This is a genomic window from Hymenobacter endophyticus (genome assembly GCF_032464715.1).
Classification (GTDB): Bacteria; Bacteroidota; Bacteroidia; order Cytophagales; family Hymenobacteraceae; genus Hymenobacter; species Hymenobacter endophyticus.
The window spans coordinates 128,934-146,503 of record NZ_JAWDJT010000006.1 but is presented as its reverse complement, the minus strand read 5'-3'; the positions used below and the strand labels follow the sequence as shown (position 1 = coordinate 146,503).

The following is a 17,570-nucleotide window of genomic DNA, read 5'->3' as shown; positions in this document are numbered from 1 at the left end:
AGTTGAGCTGCGCGGTGCGAAAAGTTTTACGGCTTCTGCCGTCCTTTGCAGTTCATGCTGAAAGTCAACCCGCTGCCCGCTGCCCTGCAACCCGCTGCCCGCCCCTACCTGGTGTGGCTGGGGCGCTGGCATGGCTGGCTGCTGCTGGGGCTGTGGGTGCTGGTGCAGGTTTCCTTGCTGGTGCAGCACCACGGCCCGCGCTACGTCAACGATAGTGGCCGTTACCTGGCCTACGGTACCCGCATTGCCCGGGAATGGTACTTCGAGCACGATCATAACCTCCGCTACGTGGGCTATCCGCTGTTTATCAGCCTCTGGCTGAAGCTGGGGGCGGGCTGGTGGGGCATTGTGCTGGGCCAGATGGCGGTGAGCGGCCTGGCCGCCCGCGCCTTCTACCGCACCCTGCGCCGCCTCACGCCCACCCCCGCCGACTGGCGGCCTGCGGCCCTGGCTACGGCCGCCCTCGTCGGCTGGCGCGACGCCCAGCAGTTTAACGTGTACATTCTCACCGAAAGCCTGTTTGCCAGCCTGACCATCCTCTCGTTCTGGGCGTTGGTGCGGGCCCGGCGCGGGCCAGCGGGGCGCTGGGTGGTGTTTGGCCTGCTGGTGCTGCTGGCGGGCATTGTGCGGCCCAACGGGTTTGTGGTGGCCGCGGCGGCGGGGCTGGCGGGCCTGGCCCGGCTCTGGCAGATACCAGGGCGGCGGGCCTTCGGGCGGGCCCTGCTGGCCGGGGCGTTGCTGACGCCATTGTGGTGGTGGGTGCTCAACAAGCTGCTGCTCACCTTCACGCTGGTCGAAACCTATCTGCGGGGCGAAATCATCTACGGCTTCACGCCTTGGGTAGTGGAGCCCACCGAGCCGTTGCGGCTGCCCCCACCTGGTTTGGCCCCGGTGCTGCGGCTGGGCTACTTCATTCTGGCCAACCCGGTGTACTTCACTAAGCTGGCGACGCTAAAGGGGCTACTCTTTTTCAGCTACGTCAAAACCTACTACTCCTGGGGCCACATCGGGCTGATTGTGCTGTTCATTTACCCTTGCTACTGGCTGGCAGTGCGGGGGCTGCGCGCCGGGGCGGCCTGGCTGCCGGCCCGGGTGTTTCTGGGCGGGGTGGTGGCGGTGCAGGGGCTGGTGGTGATGCTGACGGTGGAGGACTGGGACGTGCGGTTTCTTCTGCCGGTGCTGCCCTGCGTGTTTGCCCTGGCTGGCGTGGCCGTAGCGCATTGGCTGCATGCCCGCACCCTGGTAGCTCAGGCGGAGCAGTAAGCTAACCTCACTCCGGCGCGCCCCCAAAACCTGCCCAGGCCTGTAAGCCACCCGTGTGTACCGCCACTACCGTGCTGCCCGGCCGGAAGTAGCCTTGTGCCAGCAAATCCAGCACGCCCACTAGCATTTTACTGGTATAAACAGGGTCGAGGAGGACGCCGTGGCGCGCCTGGAATTCCTGAATGAACTGCCGGAGTTCGGGGCTGAGCTGGGCGTAGCCACCGCCGTGGTAGGCCGTGTGTAGCTCCCAGTTGCTGTAAGTACGGCCCGTAGCTGCCTGCGTCAGCTGGTCAATATCCTGACGGAGAAAATCCGCACCTTTCAGCGCCGCAAACCCCAGAGCCAGTTCCGGGCCCTGCAAGCCGGTGGCCAGGCCTGCCAGCGTGCCGCCCGTGCCGCAGGCCACGCACAGATAATCGAAGGCAGTGTGGGCCCGCAGCTCCGTTACCAGCTCGGCGCAGCCAGGCAGGGCCAGGGCGTTGGAGCCGCCTTCGGGCAGCACATAGGCCGGGCCGGTTGCTTGCAGTAGCTGCGCCACTACCTCGGGCTCCTGCTTGCGGCGGTAAGTGGCCCGGTCCAGGAAATGCAGCTCCATGCCATCGGCCCGGGCCTGGGTGAGGGTGGGGTTGAGCGGCCGGTGGGCTAGCTCCTCGCCCCGCACCACGCCCACCGTGCGCAGCCCCAGCAGGCGGCCCGCCGCCGCCACGGCCGCCAGGTGGTTGGAGTAGGCCCCGCCGAAGGTCAGCAGTGTATGGTGGCCCTGGCGGCGTGCCTCCCGCAGGTTGTACTTGAGCTTACGCCACTTGTTGCCCGGTAGCTCCGGGTGGGTCAGGTCGTCGCGCAGGAGCAGTAGCTGTACGCCGGCCCGCTCAGCCGCCGGTTCCGGTAAGGGCTGAAGAAGCATGGGTGGAGGTTGGTCTTCGTGTAACAAAGAAGAACGTCATTCCGAGCTTGCCGAGGAATCTAGCGTGTTGATGTTGCAGTAGTAGCCCAACATCAGCACGCGAGATTCCTCGGCAAGCTCGGAATGACGTTCTGATTCAGTGATACTGGCCCTTTACGCCAGCAGTGTATCGGTTACGGAGCGGGGCTCGGGACGGTGCTTGAGGGCGTAGAACAAAGCCACCAGCATAGCGGCAATCAGCAGCACCGAGGATACCAGGGAAACAGTATTGCCAATGGCGTACTCGGAAGGCTCAAACTTGAACTCAATAGTGTGGTTGCCGGCTGGCACCTGGAGGGCGCGCAGCACGTAGTTGGCCCGCAGGTAGGGCACTTCCTTGCCATCAATAAAGGCTTTCCAGCCGTCGGCGTAGTAGATTTCCGAGAAAACCACCAGCCCGTCCTGGGCCGCGTTGGTGCGGTAGGTGAGGGCGTTGGGTGTGTAATCGGTGAGGGCAATAGTAGAGCCTTCGGCCGAGTACGCCGTTTTGCTGAGCGGAAACTTGGAGGCGTCCACCACGGCCGTGGTAGCGGTGTTCAACCCGGTCAGGGCCTTAATTTCCTCGTCGGGATTCTGTACTTTCTGCACCTCGCTCACAAACCAGGCATTGCCCAGCGCCCCAGGGTTACGCTGCACTTGCTGAGGCTGGCCCTGCTCGCCGGGTACAATCACGTAGCGGGTGTTCAGCATGTTGAGTACGGCGGTGTTGTTGGCCGAAATCTGGCGCTCAATCAAATCCTGATAGCGGCGCAGCTTGGCCCCGTGGTAGCCGCCAATGCTCTTATGGAAGTAGGAGGTCTGGGCTTCGTTGAAGGGGTTTTGCACGTTCAACACCCGGTAGCTCAGGTCTTTGTCCTGCCGGATCTGCTCATCGGCGGGGGAGGCCACAAACTGCTCGGCAATGGTTTCCTGCTGGAAGTTGCCGTCGTTGAGGTAGCGCTTATCCACGCCCCACAAATCTACCAGCGTGAGCAGGCCCACCAGCGTAGCCGTGAGGCCCGCCGAAAGCTTGCGCTGCAGGAAAAACCACAGCAGCCCGCCGGCCACCACCACAAAAAACAAGGAGCGGAACACGTCGGTGCGCAGCAAGCCGGCCCGGTCGGCGCGCAATGCCTCCAGCGGGAAACCCTGCTGCTGCAACTGGGCGTCAATGGGCGCCGCGAAGTCAGACACCAGCCCGGCCAGGAAGGCCAGTACGCACAGCCCCGCCGTAATGGCTAAGGCACGCACTACGTGCTTTTTCAAGTCGGCCGTGTCGGCCGTATCTACGGGCTTACCGGTAATGCCGGACAGGCTGGGGTGGGTGCTGGCCGGAGCCGCCGCTATGGCTGAGGGGGCGCCGCGCAGCACCCGGGCTAGGGCCAGCACTGCCAGCACCGGCATAGCCAGTTGGGCAATGGTGAGGGCCATGCTCACTGCCCGGAACTTGTTGTAGCCCGGGAAATAGTCGAACATCAGGTAGTTGAACGTCTCGAAGTTCTTGCCCCAGGCCAGCACGATGGACAGTAACGTACCCACCAGCAGCCAAATGCGGGTGCGCCGGTCGGCCACCATCAGGCCCAGCACGAACAGGAAGAACACCACCGCGCCCACGTACACCGGGCCGCTGGTAATGGGCTGGTCGCCCCAGTAGGTGGGCATATGGGCCAGTACATCGGAGAGCTGGGCGGGGGGCACGCCGGCCGCCGCCAGGGCCTTACCCGACTCTGAGTTATCAGACAGCTTCATCTGCGAAGCCCCGCCATAGAAGTTGGGAATCAGCAGCGTAGCCGTTTCGCCGATGCCGTAGCTGTAGCTGAAGGCGTAATCTTTGCCCAGGCCCGAGCCGGCATCGTCCTCAGCCGGAGCGGGCGTCTGGCCGGGCGCCACGGGCGCGGGCGTTTTCAACTCCGACTTGCCCCGAATGCTGTATTTGCTGTACTCCAGCGTGGTATAGAGGCGGCCGAAGCTCACGCCCACGGCCAGCAGCGCGGCCACGGCCAGCAAAGCCGTGCGGGTCAGGAAGTCGGGCAGACGCTTGTCGCGGAAGGCAAATACCAGCTCTACCACGCCAAATACCAGCACCAGCAGCAGCAGGTAGTAGGTGATTTGCAAGTGGTTGGAGCGGATGTTCATGGCCAGACCCAGAGCAAACAGCGCCGTACCCAGCCACTTATTGCGCCGGAAGGCCACCAGAAGCCCTGCCAGCACCAGGGGCGCGTAGGCCAGGGCCAGACTCTTGGTGTTGTGGCCGGCAGCCAGAATAATCAGGTTATAGCTGGTGAAACCCAGGGCAATGGCCCCCACCACGCTTACCAGCGGCGGCAGGCCCAGGGCCACGCACAGCGCGTAGCCGCACACCAGGGCCAGAAACAGGTTGGCCACCACCGCCGGCAGGCCCAAGGTGAACAGTTTGTGCAGGTACTGGCTCAGGTCGCCGGGGAAGCGGGTGCTGATCAGGTAGGTGGGCATTCCCGAGAACATGGAGTTGGTCCAGAGGGCTTCCTCGCCGGTTCGTTCCCGGAACTCGGCGGCCTCGTGGGCCCCGCCGTTAAACTGCACAATATCATGCTGGGCTAGCGTCTTACCATCGAAGAGGATGGGGGAGAAGTACGCGGCGGCCAGCACCAGGAAAAACAATACGGCCAGCAGGTGCGGCAGCACCCGCCGCCACCACGGCGCCACGGCCTGACGGGGAGGAGTAATCATTCGGCTTACTAAAAAGTCGGCTACGGGCAGAGGATCAACCCAAGCCCGAAGGTAAGCAGGATGGTCGGGAAGTAGTGCCCGGCACCGTTACTAGCCACCGCCAAGGCCGAGTTAATGCTCCTTCCCTAGCGCCACCCGCCCAATGTGGAGTCGCACACGCCCTTCTCCTGGTTGACCAGTGGTAGGCACTTATAAAGCGCACGAGCAAACACACCTACGCGTTTCTATGCCAGCGGCGCGGCGCTGAAGCCACCGCTTGCGCCGTTTTGCGGGGGCATCGGCTTTTTCCTTTTAGACCTTTGCAGCGGGCCGCCAGTTGTAGAGCACAATAGACAGAAAAATAACCCCGTAGGCCCCTAGTTCCAGTCCCGAAGCTTTTTCGCCGAAGTACAGAAAAGCCAGCAGAAAGCTCAGCAGCGGGTTGATGTACATGAAAATGCCCACTGCGCCCGAGGGAAGCACGTTGAGGGCGTACAGGTTCAAAAACAGCGGCAGCACCGTGAACACAATGCTCAGCAGCACAACCGTGGAAAGTAAATGCGCATCGTGCAGGCCGGCTGAGGGCTGGGCACCCAATAGCGGGGCCAGCGGCAGAATTACCAGGGCCGATAAGGTTAGTTGCACCGTCAGCAGCACCAGTCGGTCGTAGCCCTGCAGGCGGCGTTGGCTAATGAGGTAGGCCGCATAGGTGGAGGCTACCACCAAGCTCATTAGCAGCGTCCGGACTTCGCCGGAGCCTAGTAGCGCGCAGCTGGCCGCCGCCAGTCCAATAGCCAGCCACTGGTTACGCCGTAGCTTTTCTCCCAGCACCACAAACCCCAGCAAAGAGGTCAGAATCGGGCAGATGAGGTAGGCGAAGGAGCCGGCCTGCACGCTTACCTGATTCACCACATAAATGAACAGCAACCAGTTGGCCGTGAGCAGAAAGCCGCCCACCACCGTACTCACCGAAGCCCGCCGCCGCTCAGGAGCCGGTGCCGCCCGCCACTGCCGCCACGTCTGGCGCACCGTGTCGCGCCGCGCCACCCCATGAATCAGCAGGAGGAGCACCAGGGAAAACAGCACCCGGAAAAACAGAATCTGCCCGCTGGGGTAGCCGGCCAGCCAGCGCAGAGGTATCGGAAAAAAGCCCCAGATGAAGAAAGCAACAAAAGCAGCCAGGTGGTAGCGGGAGATTTTCAAGGGCACAAAGTAAAAGGGACGCAAAGTTAGTATGCCACCACTGACGCCCCCGGCAAAACGTATGAATCGTACTGCCTACTGGCCCAAGCCTGCCAACAACAAAGCGGGGCGGTTGCAGCTTGTTACGGCGCACTTGCTCACCTGCCTACCTTTGCGGCGCTATGCTATTCTTCTCTGACCTGCCCCCGCTGCTTGGCGGTACCTTGCTGCAACTACCCACTGCCCTAGCGGCCGTGCAGCGGCTGCTTCTGGATAGTCGCCGCGTTGAAACACCTGCCGACAGCCTGTTCTTCGCCCTGCGCGGCCCCCAGCACGATGGGCACCGCTACCTGCCGGAGCTATACCGGGCCGGCGTACGGCAGTTTGTGGTGCAGGATGCCGTAGCCGTAGCCGCTTACCCTGGGGCTGGCTTTGTGCAAGTGCCCGATACGCTGGCGGCGCTGCAGACACTGGCCGCCCGGCACCGGCAGCGGTTTGCCCTGCCCGTATTTGGCATCACGGGCTCCAACGGCAAAACCATCGTGAAAGAGTGGCTGGCTCAGCTGCTGAGCCCCGATGAGCTGGTGTGCAAAAGCCCGCGCTCCTACAACTCCCAGGTGGGCGTGCCCCTGAGCGTATGGGAGCTGACGGCCCAGCACACGGTAGGCATATTTGAAGCCGGCATTTCGGAGCCCGGCGAAATGGCTCGGCTGGCTCACGTAATTCGGCCCACCATAGGCATCTTCACCAATTTGGGCACCGCCCACGATGCCGGCTTTGCCTCCCAAGCGGAGAAGGCCGCCGAAAAAATGCGGCTATTCGAAGGCGCAGACACGCTGTTCTACTGCGCCGACCACGAGCTGGTGCACGCCACTGCCCGCCGGCAGCTGAACCCCACCCAGACCGCCCTAGTAGCCTGGACACGCCACCGCCCCCTCTACGATGCCCACCAGGCCGATGTGCTGGTGACGGTGCAGGAAGCTGCCGCCGGCCGCACCGTGGTGCGCTTGGAGCGCAACCGGCCCCGGCCCCAGGAGCACACCTTTACCTTGCCCTTCGCCGATGAGCCCTCCGTGGAAAACGCCCTGCACTGCCTCGTGGTGCTGCTGTGGCGGCAGGTAGCCCCCCCCGATATTCAGGCCCGCCTCGACCGGCTGCAGCCCGTAGCTATGCGTCTGGAAATGAAGCAGGCTGTCAATGACTGCTACATCCTCGACGATACTTACAACAACGACCTGGCTGGCCTACGCCTAGCCCTGGATGCGTTGGCTCGCCAAACCCGTCGCGGCCGCCGCACCCTCATCCTCTCCGATGTACTGGAATCGGGGCTGAGCGGAACTGAGTTGTACGCCCGGGTGGCGGCTTTGCTGCCCCTGCACGGCGTGGAGTGCCTCATCGGCATCGGACCCGATATCAGCCAGCATCAAGCCGCTTTTCAGGGGCTAAATACTAGTTTCTACCCCGATACGGCCGCTTTCCTGGCTGATTTCAGACCTGAGCAATTCCGCCAGGAAGTGCTGCTGGTGAAGGGGGCCCGGCGGTATGGGTTTGAGCGGATTGTGGCCGCCTTCCAGCAGAAAATCCACGGCACGGTGCTGGAAGTAGACTTAGATGCCTTAGTGCACAACCTCAACTTCTACCGCCGCCGCCTGCAGCCCGGCGTGAAGCTTATGGTAATGGTCAAGGCCTTCGCCTACGGCAGCGGCTCCTCCGAGGTAGCCAACCTGCTCCAGTTCCACCGCGCCGACTACCTGGCCGTGGCTTACGCCGATGAGGGCGTGGACCTGCGCCAGCACGGCATCAGCCTGCCGCTGATGGTGATGAACCCCGCCCCCGATGCCTTCCAGAAGCTGCGTCAGTACCATTTAGAGCCGGAAATCTACTCCTTCGAGCTGCTGCAGGAGTACTTGCGGGCCGCCCGGGAAGCGCCTCTGCCCGCCATTCACCTTAAGCTCGATACCGGCATGCGCCGCCTGGGTTTTGCCGAGGAAGACTTACCGGAGCTCTGCCGCTTGCTGAAGGAAAATGCGGCTCACGTGCGCGTGGCCAGCGCCCTCACCCACTTAGCTGGCGCCGATGAAGCCCAGCACAACGACTTCTCCCGGGCCCAGCTGGCTGCCTTCCAACGAATGACGCCGCTGGTTGAGCAAGCGCTGGGGTACGGTATTCTCAAACACGCCCTCAACTCGGCCGGCATCGTGCGCTTTCCCGGAGCCCAACACGACATGGTGCGCTTGGGTATTGGGCTGTACGGGGTGGAGGCCACCGGGCAGGAGCAGGATGCCCTGCATCCCGTCAGCACGCTGCGCACCACCGTTTCTCAGGTCAAAACCCTGCCGGCGGGCCATACCGTAGGCTACGGCCGCCGGGGCCAGGCCGCCACGCACGAGCGGCGCATTGCCACCCTGGCTATCGGCTACGCTGATGGCTACGACCGACGCTTCGGTAATGGGGCCGGGGAAGTAGTAATACGAGGGCAACGGGCCCCGCTGGTGGGTAATGTGTGTATGGATATGTGCATGGTGGACGTGACGCACATTCCGGGTGCCCAGGCCGGCGACTTGGCCACGGTATTTGGTCAGGGCCTGCCGCTTACGGAACTGGCGGCTCGCATTGGCACCATTCCCTACGAGCTACTTACCAACGTGAGTGAGCGGGTAAAGCGGGTATTTGTGGCGGAAGTGTAGCCAGCAATGGCAGGCTAAAATAGCGAGGCGCATAGTCAGGGCGGCCGGATTTACGTATATAGGCCCCGTAACATACTTTCTCTCCCCAACATTTACTTTCCCATGCGTAAGACATTCCTGTCGGTGCTGGCCGCTTCCACGCTGCTGGCCTCCTGCTCCGACCTTAAGAAACCCGAGGACAAAGACCAACCCCAGGAAGCCACCGCCGATACAGCCGTAGTGTTCCGCAAAGGTGAAACGGCTGCTGAGGCCACTACCGCCGCCGCCGGCGAAGTAGGGGCCGCTGCCGATAAAGCCGCTAATGCGGTGGAGCGTTCCTGGGACATGACCAAGGCTAAGCTGACCGATGTGAAGCTGGAGGAAATTGACCTGCCCGAAGTATCGGTGCGGGGTGATGATACCTACAACGTGTACGGCCTGGAAGAAAAAGTGCTGTTTGACACCGATAAAGCCGAAATCAAGCCTTCCGCTACGCGTGCCTTGTCTGAAATCAGTGCTTCCATTGCCCGCCGCTACCGGGGCAAAGATGTGCGGGTATTAGGCTTTGCCGACGCGCGCGGCGACAAGAGCTACAACCGGGAGTTGAGCGCCCAGCGCGCCGCCGCCGTAAAGAAATGGCTGGTGAGCAACGGTATGATGTCTGAAACCCAGGTAACGCTGGAGCCCATGGGCGAATCGGCACCGGTAGCCACCAACGCTACTCCTGCCGGCCGCCAGCAAAACCGCCGCGTAGAAATTGCCGTCATCAAATAAGACCACTGATTGCACGGATTTTTCGCGGATTCCGCGGATTTTGTGGACGGCTCCTGCCCTGGCAGGGGCCGTTTTCTTTTTATACCTTGATACAGTTCGTTTTCACTATCATCACTGCCACTGCTACTACTCCATTTGTCTTTCTTATGCTGGTTGATATTCGGCACAATGAGCTGACCAAAAAGATAATCGGCTGCACTATGGCAGTACATCGGGAACTGGGCCACGGTTTTCCCGAGCTTATTTATCAGCGTGGGTTATCTGTTGAGCTCAGTGAAGCCGGCCTGGCACACCAATGTGAAGTTTCGTTGCCGGTTTATTACAAAAGCGCTGTTATTGGCACCCGACGGGCAGATTTGCTGGTTGCTGGCAGTATTTTATTGGAACTGAAGGCTGTCAGTGAATTACAGGTAAGTCACTTTACCCAAGTGATAAACTATCTGAAAGCCTACCGTCTTGAAGTAGCGTTGCTGCTGAATTTTGGCGAAACCAGCCTGAAATTCCGTCGATTTTTGCACAACCCCGATCATACACCTAACTGAACCCACGCATAGCCATACCAAGCAAAACTCAAAAAGAAAACGGCCCCTGCCAAGGCAGGAGCCGTCCACAAAATCCGCGGAATCCGCGAAAAATCCGTGCAATCAGTGGTTAGTCTTTAATCTGGTCTACTTCGGCCCGGATCATGGCGTTGTAGCGCATGCCGTTGTTGGCCAGGGTAATCAGGCTCCAGCCCCGGCCAATGGTGTAGTTCCAAGTGCGGGCTTCCTTGAATTCGAAGGTGGGGCGCAGAATCTGACCGTAGGGCGTGTAGTTGTCCATGAAGTTGACACTGTAGAAATTGTCCCCGCTCACAATCCACTCCATGGCTACAAAGAAGCCCTCCAGCGGTGCTTCAATGTTGTACTGCGTCAGGTCAACGGTGTACCACTCGCCACCTTTCGGGGCCGATACCACAATGTTTTCCGTCAGCAAATCGGTATTGGGCGAGTTGTAGTTGCCATCGGCCTTGTACAGGCGCACCCGGAACGGCTCCCGGGGGAAACCGTTTTCACCAATGTAAAACGACACTGAGCGAACGTTGCCCAGCTTCTTGCCCTTCTCGTTCTTCACGAAGAAAGCGTACTGGCTGCCCGGCATCCCCTGAATCATGCCCTCGCCGGGCGTATTGGAGTTGGAGCCCAGAGCCAGGTTTTTCACCTTGCCGCCCTTTACCGTTACGTTGGCCAGCTCAATGGCACGCTTGGGCACCTCAATAATCATATCCTGCACCTTAATGCCAGGTTTGATGAGGACTGCCTTGCGGAAATAACCCAGCGCATTCACAATCAGGGAGTCCTGAGGGTTTTTCTGGGGCATGGCTAGCTGAAAAAAGCCATACTCGTTGGTAAGGGCCCCCGTTTGCTCTTCTTTCAAACCAATGGACGCAAACGGAATGGGTTCCTTCGTCTTTTCGTCGACGATGCGGCCCGTCATTTTCGCATCCTGAGCAAAGCTTAAAGCTGGCAGTAAAACCAGTGCAAAAAGAGAAAGTACGCGTTGAAGCATATGCGAGCAAGCTAGTGTATATCCCAAAATTACAATGAAATGCAGCAAGAAAAGCAATACTTCCCTGAATATTTATACCGGTGCAATTCCTTTTCGGAATAATCACAAATCAGCGAATTGCCAGGGCCGCCCGAAAAAACAGGTGCTTCAGCGAATGTTGGCTGAAACATAATTGGGTGGTACCTTTGTTTGAAGTAAGTCTAAATAGTCCCGCCCGTGTCTGAACGCCCACTAGTTACTCCTCCCGTTTCCGCTCCTCGTAGCGTGAAAGACCTCCAACTGGGAGAAAGCGGGACTATTTGTTGCCTGAAAGACCCTGAAATGGCACTTAAGCTGCTGGAAATGGGCTGCATTCCGGGCACGCAGGTTCGCCTGAACAGCCGGGCTCCGTTGGGTTGCCCCATCACCTTAGTGGTAGGTGACATGGCTGACTATACGTTGTCGTTGCGGGTAAGCGAGGCGGCAACCATTCTTCTGAAATAAGTACGCATACATGACAGGTGGGCAATTACTTTCCGGACGGGCCGGGGCCGGTGTTTCGGCCAGGCAGCTGGAAACAGCCGCTCAGCGTCATCCTGGGGCCCTTACCCGTATTGCGCTGGTAGGCAACCCCAACTCCGGCAAATCCTCGCTGTTCAACCAGCTCACGGGCCTCAACCAAAAGGTCGGCAACTTCCCCGGCGTCACGGTAGACCGTAAAACGGGTATCAGCCAGTTGACTTCCCAGCACCGGGCCGAAATTATTGACCTGCCGGGCACCTACTCGCTCTATCCCAAGAGCCTGGATGAGAAGGTAATCACCGACCTGTTCTACGACCAGACCAGCGCCCAGTACCCCGATTTTGTGGTGGTGACGGTGGATGCCAGCAACCTGCGGCGTAACCTGCTACTCTTTACGCAGCTAGCTGACATGGGCCTGCCTACGGTACTGGCCCTGAACATGATGGACGTAGCCGAGCAGCACGGCGTCCAGATTGATATTCCGGCGCTGCAGCAGGAATTGGGCGTGCCCATTATCCCGATGAATGCCCGCAAGGGCGTAGGTATTGCGGCCCTGAAAATTGTGATGGCGCAGACGCTGGACGCGCCTACGGGGCAGTTTTACCAACCCACTGAAGACCTGCTGCCCATGATCCGGCAGATTCGGTATTACTTCAACCTGCACAACGACTACCTGGCGCTGCACTACGCCCACCAGTGCCAGCACATCAGTTTTTTGTCGGTTGATGACCGAACCTACATTCAGGAACTGACGGAGCAATACGGCTTCAAGCCCACCGAGCAGCAGGCCCAGGAAACCATCAGCCGCTACCAGCGCATCAACGAGATACTGCTTAACTGCGTGTCGGTGACGCGCACGGAGCAAAACGAGCCCTATAGCAACCGCCTTGACCGGGTACTGACGCACAAGGTGTGGGGCTACCTGATTTTCTTTGGCATCCTGTTTCTGATGTTCCAGGCGGTGTTTGCCTGGGCCAGCTACCCCATGGACCTCATCGACCAAGGAGTGGCGTGGATCAACGGGCTCATCCAGACGAACTTCGACGGGCCGCTGATCAACCTGCTCACCGAGGGCGTGCTGGCAGGTCTGGGTGGGGTGCTCATCTTCATTCCCCAGATTGCCCTGCTCTTCGCCTTTATTGCGGTGCTGGAAGAAACCGGTTACATGGCCCGCGTGACGTTTATGATGGACCGAATCATGCGGCGCTTCGGGCTGAACGGTAAGAGCATCGTGCCCCTGATTTCGGGGGTGGCCTGCGCCGTCCCGGCCATTATGAGCGCCCGCACCATCGAAAACCGCAAAGACCGGCTCATCACCATCTTCGTCACGCCCCTGATGTCGTGCTCGGCCCGCATTCCGGTGTACACCGTGCTCATTGGCTTGGTAGTACCCGATGAGCCGGTGCTGGGCATCTTCAACCTGCGCGGCATTGCCCTGATGGGGCTGTACTTGCTGGGCTTCTTTGCGGCTATTCTCTCGGCCTGGGCCATGAAGCTGCTGCTCAAAACCCAGGAGCGGAGCTACTTCATCATGGAGTTTCCGGTGTACCGCTGGCCCCGCTGGAAAAACGTGGGTATCACCATTGTGGAGAAGGTGAAGGCCTTTGTTTTTCAGGCGGGTAAGGTAATTCTGGCTATATCCATTCTGCTGTGGGTGCTGGCTTCCTACGGGCCTTCTGACCGCATAGCCCAGGCCGAAACGGCAGCCCGTACGCAGGCCGTTGCGCAACGCCTGACGCCGGAGCAAACCGAGGCCCGGGTAGCTTCTGAGCGCCTGGAAAACTCTTACGCCGGCGTATTCGGGCACGTACTGGAGCCGGCCATCCGGCCCTTAGGCTTCGACTGGAAAATCGGTATTTCCCTGCTGACCTCGTTTGCGGCCCGGGAGGTGTTTGTAGGCACCATGAGCACCATTTACAGCGTGGGCCAGGATGCCGACCAGCAAACGGTGCAGCAAAAGCTGGCCGCCGAAAAAGACGTGAACGGGCAGCCGTTTTTCACGCCGGCCCGGGCTTTCTCGCTACTGGTGTTCTACGTGTTTGCCATGCAGTGCATGAGCACGCTGGCCGCCACCTACCGCGAAACCAAGGGCTGGACCTGGCCACTGCTGCAGCTATTCTACATGACGGGCTTGGCCTACGTGTCGTCGCTGCTGGTGTACCAGTTACTGAAATAGTTGTCAGTTGCTGGTTGTCAGTTGTTTGTCTCTGTTTCAAAACTAACAACTGACAACCAGCAACTGACAACTACTCTACTGGCCTATCAGGAAAACGGCGGGCTGCTTGTGGATATCGGGCAGGGGGTGCTTTTTCCAGCCTGCTACGGTATCGGTGCGAATAAACTCGTTGGCGGCGGTGAGGCTGGCGGCCACGCAGAGGCGGGTGCCGGGGTGCAGGGTACTCAGCAAATCTTCGAGCAGGGGCAGGTTGCGGTAGGGCGTTTCGATGAACAGTTGGGTCTGGTGGTGTTGCAGGGCCTGCTGCTCCAGTTTTTTGATGGTCGCCATCCGTTTGCCTCGCTCAATGGGCAGGTAGCCGTAAAACGCGAAGCTCTGCCCGTTCATGCCTGAAGCCATGAGGGCCAGCAGTAGGGACGAAGGGCCGACCAGGGGCACCACCCGCACGCCCAGTTGGTGGGCGCGGCGGGCCAGCTCAGCACCGGGGTCGGCAATGCCGGGGCAGCCGGCTTCGGAAATCACACCCGCATTCAGGCCAGCCACCACGGGCTGCAGAGCTGCCTGAATCTGGGCTTCGGTGCTGTCCTTGTCAATTACGCTGATGCGCAACTCCTCAATTATGTGCTGGGGGGCCATGCTCTTGATAAAGCGGCGGGCCGTGCGGGCGTTTTCTACCAGGAAGTACTGCAGGCCCTGAATCTGTTCGGCTACCTGGGGCGGCAGCACCTGCGCGGCCGTATCATCGGCCAGAATGGTGGGAATAAGATAGAGCGTACCGGGCACGGGAGAGAAGCTGGGTAAGTGAGAGTAACGAAGTGCGGCTGGCCCCGCCTGAACGAGCGGGGGCTTACTGCCCTAGAAAGGCCGTAACCAGCCGGAAAACTTCCTCCGGCTTCTCGGCGTGTATCCAGTGGCCGGCATCTACCACTGTTTCTACCTGCGAGTTCGGGAACAGGGCCGGAATGGCGTAAAGCTTATCCTCGGGACTTACGTAATCGGACTTGCCACCCCGAATAAACAAGGCGGGCTTCAGGAACGGGTGGGCAGCGGTAATTTCGGCCCCAATGTCGTCCATTTCGGCGGTGAGGGCCGCCAGGTTGGGGCGCCAGGCAAAGGAGTTATCCTCGCGGCGGTACAGGTTTTTGAGTAGAAACTGGCGCACATCGGGCCACTTGATATGTTGGGCCAGGGCCTCATCGGCCTGCTGACGGCTCTCCAGAGTAGTCAGGGGCACCGCGTTTAATCCGGCCACAATAGCATCCTGGTGGCGCATATCGGAAAAGCGCGGGGCAATATCTACCACAATCAGCTTGCCCAGGCGCTCGGGGTAGTCGAGGGCGAAGCGCATGGCTACCTTGCCGCCCATGCTGTGGCCCATCAGGGTCGTATCAGGGCCCAGCTGCAGCTGGTCGAACAGGCCCCGCACATCTTCGGCCATGAGGGCGTAGGTGTGCTCCGGGGCGTGGGGGGAGCGGCCGTGGTTGCGCAAATCCACCACAATTACCCGGTGACCAGCTTCGGCCCAGCGCCGGGCCAGGGTTTGCCAGTTGTCGAGGGTGCCAAACAGCCCGTGCAGAATGACCAGCGGGGCTCCCTGCCCCATTTCGCGGAAGTGTAGTTGCAGCATAATAGCGCAAAGATGGGGCCTGCGAAATTGAAATGCCCGCCCACGGTTCCAGCCAAGGCAGGCCGGCGGCTAACGGGGCTGGGCCGCCGGCAGCGTGAGGCACACCTTAGTGCCTTGCTCCGGACTGCTAGTGATGGATAATGCCCCGCTCTGCCGATCCGCAAACGCCCGGCACAGTAGCAGCCCCAGCCCTGTGCCGGAGCGCGCCGTACGCGGCAACGGCATTAAGGGGCCTGAGGCAAGCAACGCCGCCGTTTGCGTGGCGGTCATGCCCGCGCCGGAGTCCTGCACGCACAGCGTTGCTGTACCGGCCCCATCGGTTTGGGCCAGCAAGTGAATAGAGCCACCGGCGGAGGTAAACTTCAGGGCATTGCTGATCAGGTTACGAAGAATGGTTTGCGTCATGTGCGCATCGGCCCACACAGCCAGGCAGTCCGGGCTGTGGCTATGCAGGCTGATTTGCTTGGCCTCGGCCGCATTTTCGTAGAGGCGTATCGTATCTTGGAACAGCTCCCGCACCAGTAGCCGCTCGGGCCGGAAGGCCAGCTCACCAGTTTGGTTTACGGCCCAATTCAACAGGTTGTCCAGCAGGTGGTTGAGCTGGTAGGCCGACTGCCGAACGAGTGTGGGCAAGCGGCGCAGACCATCCTCGTCGCCTTTTTTGAGGTAGAAGTCGATCAACTCCGTAACACCCGCAAAAGCCGTAACCGGGCCCCGCAAATCGTGGGCTACAATGGCGTACAGGCGGTCTTTGGACGCGGCTAGCTGCCGCAGTTCTCGGGTGGCTTCTCCCAGCACCCGGTGGTTGGCGGCCAGGGCACTGCGGCTCAGGCGCAGCTTGGTGTACAAATAGGCCATGCCGCTAAGCCCCAGCAGCAGGGTTGCCACCGTGCCCCACAATGCCCGGTTGCGCTGCTGCGTAGTCTGCTCCTGCTCGGTGAGGCGCTTGATCTGACGTTCCTTTTCAGCAGTTTCGTAGCGAGTTTGCAGGGCCGTGAGCATCTGCATGCGGGAGCGGCTGTTCAGGCTGTCATTCAGGTCGCGGTGCCGAACCTGCCACGCATATGCCTGCTCGTGCTGGCCCTGGCGGGCGCTGATTCGGGCCAGCAGCGCATAGGCCCCCAGTATCCGCTCCTTATACTGAATGCGACGAGCCGTGAGTAGCGCCCGCCGGGCCAGGCTATCGGCTTCCGGCAGCTGGTTGCGCAGCAGCAGGGCCGTAGCCAGTAGCTCCTGGTTGCCGGCCGTAAAACGCTCGTTCCGCTGGATTTCAGCCAAGAGTACGGCCTTGCGTAGTAACCCCTCCGCCGTTTCCAGCTGGTTTAGCTGGGTATAAAACGAGCCCATATCGGCCAGGTACTGCGCTTCCCCAGCCTGGTCGTTGGTGCGGCGCGCCAGCTGCAACGCCCGGCGGGTAAAAAGTAGGCCTTCGGGGTACTGGCCGAGGTCGAAGTAGAGGCTGCCGAGGTTGCCGAACACCAGTAGCCGGGTGCGGGGCTGCACGCCGGGCTGGTACACGTAGGTTAGGGCCCGTTGGTAGTGGCGCATAGCCGCCGCCGTATCATTGCGCTCCTGCTGCACCCGGCCCATGCCGGAATAGGCGCGGGTAATAGCATCGGGGGAGCGAAGTTGCCGGGCCAGCAGCAGGGCCTCCTGCTGCAGCCGCAGGGCGTGGGCGCCATCGGCTAGGTTGGCATAGCAGCCCGCCAGATTCAGCAGTGCCTGTAGCAAGCCTGGGTAGGAGCGCAGTTGCCGGGCCAGCGCCACGGCCTGCTCCCCGTAAGGCAGAGCCCGGGTGGGGTCGTTGTCGTGCAGCTGATAGCAAATTGTGGTCAGAAGCCGAAGCCGAACCGTATCAGCGGGCTGCCTTTGAAGTTGCCGCAGGAGGGTTTCCTCCGTAGCCGCGTAAGCTTTGGCAGTTCCCAGCAGGCCGCTGAGCAGAAGGGCAACCAGAACAAAATGCCGCATAAGCAATGGGGAGCAACAGGCAGAGCGGCTTCACTCACGGCTAGCCAGGCAGCGGCAGGAGTGAGGAACGAGGTAAACAAACAAATATAGGGAGCTGCGCGACTTATGCAGCCTACGGAGAAAAGTAAGTAAACGCGTGACAATCAACAAGTACATTCTGGGCCATGTGGACAGTCGCGTAGAGAGAAAGTCAGGCAGAGCAGAGCATTTCACGGGCTGCTGCCTGAATTATCCTTGCAACGTCAGCACGCGAGA

At 60.6% G+C, this 17,570-nt stretch carries 13 protein-coding genes; 6 read left to right on the top strand and 7 right to left on the bottom strand.

Annotation, left to right across the window (positions count from 1 at the left end; genetic code table 11):
- Positions 1-54: 54 nt before the first annotated feature.
- Positions 55-1,263, top strand: a complete 1,209-nt coding sequence (locus tag ROI90_RS11085) for a hypothetical protein (RefSeq protein ID WP_315998410.1) — start codon at positions 55-57, stop codon at positions 1,261-1,263.
- A gap of 7 nt (positions 1,264-1,270) precedes the next feature.
- Here the strand turns inward: ROI90_RS11085 and ROI90_RS11080 are convergent, their stop codons facing one another.
- The 3 genes from ROI90_RS11080 to ROI90_RS11070 all read right to left on the bottom strand — a co-directional run bounded on the left by ROI90_RS11080 (position 1,271) and on the right by ROI90_RS11070 (position 6,076).
- Positions 1,271-2,167 carry a 1-aminocyclopropane-1-carboxylate deaminase/D-cysteine desulfhydrase gene (locus ROI90_RS11080; RefSeq protein ID WP_315998409.1) on the bottom strand — a complete coding sequence of 299 codons (897 nt, stop codon included), beginning with the start codon at positions 2,165-2,167 and terminating at the stop codon, positions 1,271-1,273.
- Between the two features lie 153 nt (positions 2,168-2,320).
- On the bottom strand, positions 2,321-4,894 hold the full coding sequence (locus tag ROI90_RS11075; protein WP_315998408.1) for a YfhO family protein: 2,574 nt from the start codon (positions 4,892-4,894) through the stop codon (positions 2,321-2,323).
- 291 nt (positions 4,895-5,185) lie between these two features.
- Positions 5,186-6,076: an EamA family transporter gene (locus ROI90_RS11070; RefSeq protein ID WP_315998407.1), complete on the bottom strand. Its 891-nt coding sequence runs from the start codon at positions 6,074-6,076 to the stop codon at positions 5,186-5,188.
- Between the two features lie 161 nt (positions 6,077-6,237).
- Here ROI90_RS11070 and ROI90_RS11065 point away from each other — a divergent pair, with 161 nt between their 5' ends.
- The 3 genes from ROI90_RS11065 (at position 6,238) to ROI90_RS11055 (ending at position 10,037) form a co-directional block, all read left to right on the top strand.
- The gene (locus ROI90_RS11065; protein WP_315998406.1) at positions 6,238-8,742 is read left to right on the top strand and encodes a bifunctional UDP-N-acetylmuramoyl-tripeptide:D-alanyl-D-alanine ligase/alanine racemase; all 2,505 of its coding nucleotides are present in this window, start codon (positions 6,238-6,240) and stop codon (positions 8,740-8,742) included.
- A 102-nt stretch (positions 8,743-8,844) separates the two neighbouring features.
- The gene (locus ROI90_RS11060) at positions 8,845-9,495 is read left to right on the top strand and encodes an OmpA family protein (RefSeq protein ID WP_315998405.1); all 651 of its coding nucleotides are present in this window, start codon (positions 8,845-8,847) and stop codon (positions 9,493-9,495) included.
- A gap of 146 nt (positions 9,496-9,641) precedes the next feature.
- On the top strand, positions 9,642-10,037 hold the full coding sequence (locus ROI90_RS11055) for a GxxExxY protein (RefSeq protein WP_315998404.1): 396 nt from the start codon (positions 9,642-9,644) through the stop codon (positions 10,035-10,037).
- A gap of 109 nt (positions 10,038-10,146) precedes the next feature.
- On the opposite strand, the gene ROI90_RS11050 is transcribed toward ROI90_RS11055, so the two are convergent.
- Entirely contained in the window at positions 10,147-11,043 is an 897-nt protein-coding gene (locus ROI90_RS11050; protein WP_315998403.1) for a carboxypeptidase-like regulatory domain-containing protein, read from the bottom strand.
- A 264-nt stretch (positions 11,044-11,307) separates the two neighbouring features.
- Here ROI90_RS11050 and ROI90_RS11045 point away from each other — a divergent pair, with 264 nt between their 5' ends.
- Both ROI90_RS11045 and feoB read left to right on the top strand, forming a co-directional pair.
- On the top strand, positions 11,308-11,526 hold the full coding sequence (locus ROI90_RS11045) for a FeoA family protein (protein WP_315998402.1): 219 nt from the start codon (positions 11,308-11,310) through the stop codon (positions 11,524-11,526).
- 10 nt (positions 11,527-11,536) lie between these two features.
- Positions 11,537-13,720, top strand: a complete 2,184-nt coding sequence (gene feoB, locus ROI90_RS11040) for a ferrous iron transport protein B (protein ID WP_315998401.1) — start codon at positions 11,537-11,539, stop codon at positions 13,718-13,720.
- Between the two features lie 75 nt (positions 13,721-13,795).
- Here the strand turns inward: feoB and ROI90_RS11035 are convergent, their stop codons facing one another.
- The 3 genes from ROI90_RS11035 to ROI90_RS11025 all read right to left on the bottom strand — a co-directional run bounded on the left by ROI90_RS11035 (position 13,796) and on the right by ROI90_RS11025 (position 17,315).
- Positions 13,796-14,503 carry an SAM-dependent methyltransferase gene (locus ROI90_RS11035; RefSeq protein ID WP_315998400.1) on the bottom strand — a complete coding sequence of 236 codons (708 nt, stop codon included), beginning with the start codon at positions 14,501-14,503 and terminating at the stop codon, positions 13,796-13,798.
- A 64-nt stretch (positions 14,504-14,567) separates the two neighbouring features.
- The gene (locus ROI90_RS11030) at positions 14,568-15,347 is read right to left on the bottom strand and encodes an alpha/beta fold hydrolase (RefSeq protein ID WP_315998399.1); all 780 of its coding nucleotides are present in this window, start codon (positions 15,345-15,347) and stop codon (positions 14,568-14,570) included.
- A 69-nt stretch (positions 15,348-15,416) separates the two neighbouring features.
- Positions 15,417-17,315 carry an ATP-binding protein gene (locus tag ROI90_RS11025; protein ID WP_315998398.1) on the bottom strand — a complete coding sequence of 633 codons (1,899 nt, stop codon included), beginning with the start codon at positions 17,313-17,315 and terminating at the stop codon, positions 15,417-15,419.
- Between the last annotated feature and the right edge of the window lie 255 nt (positions 17,316-17,570).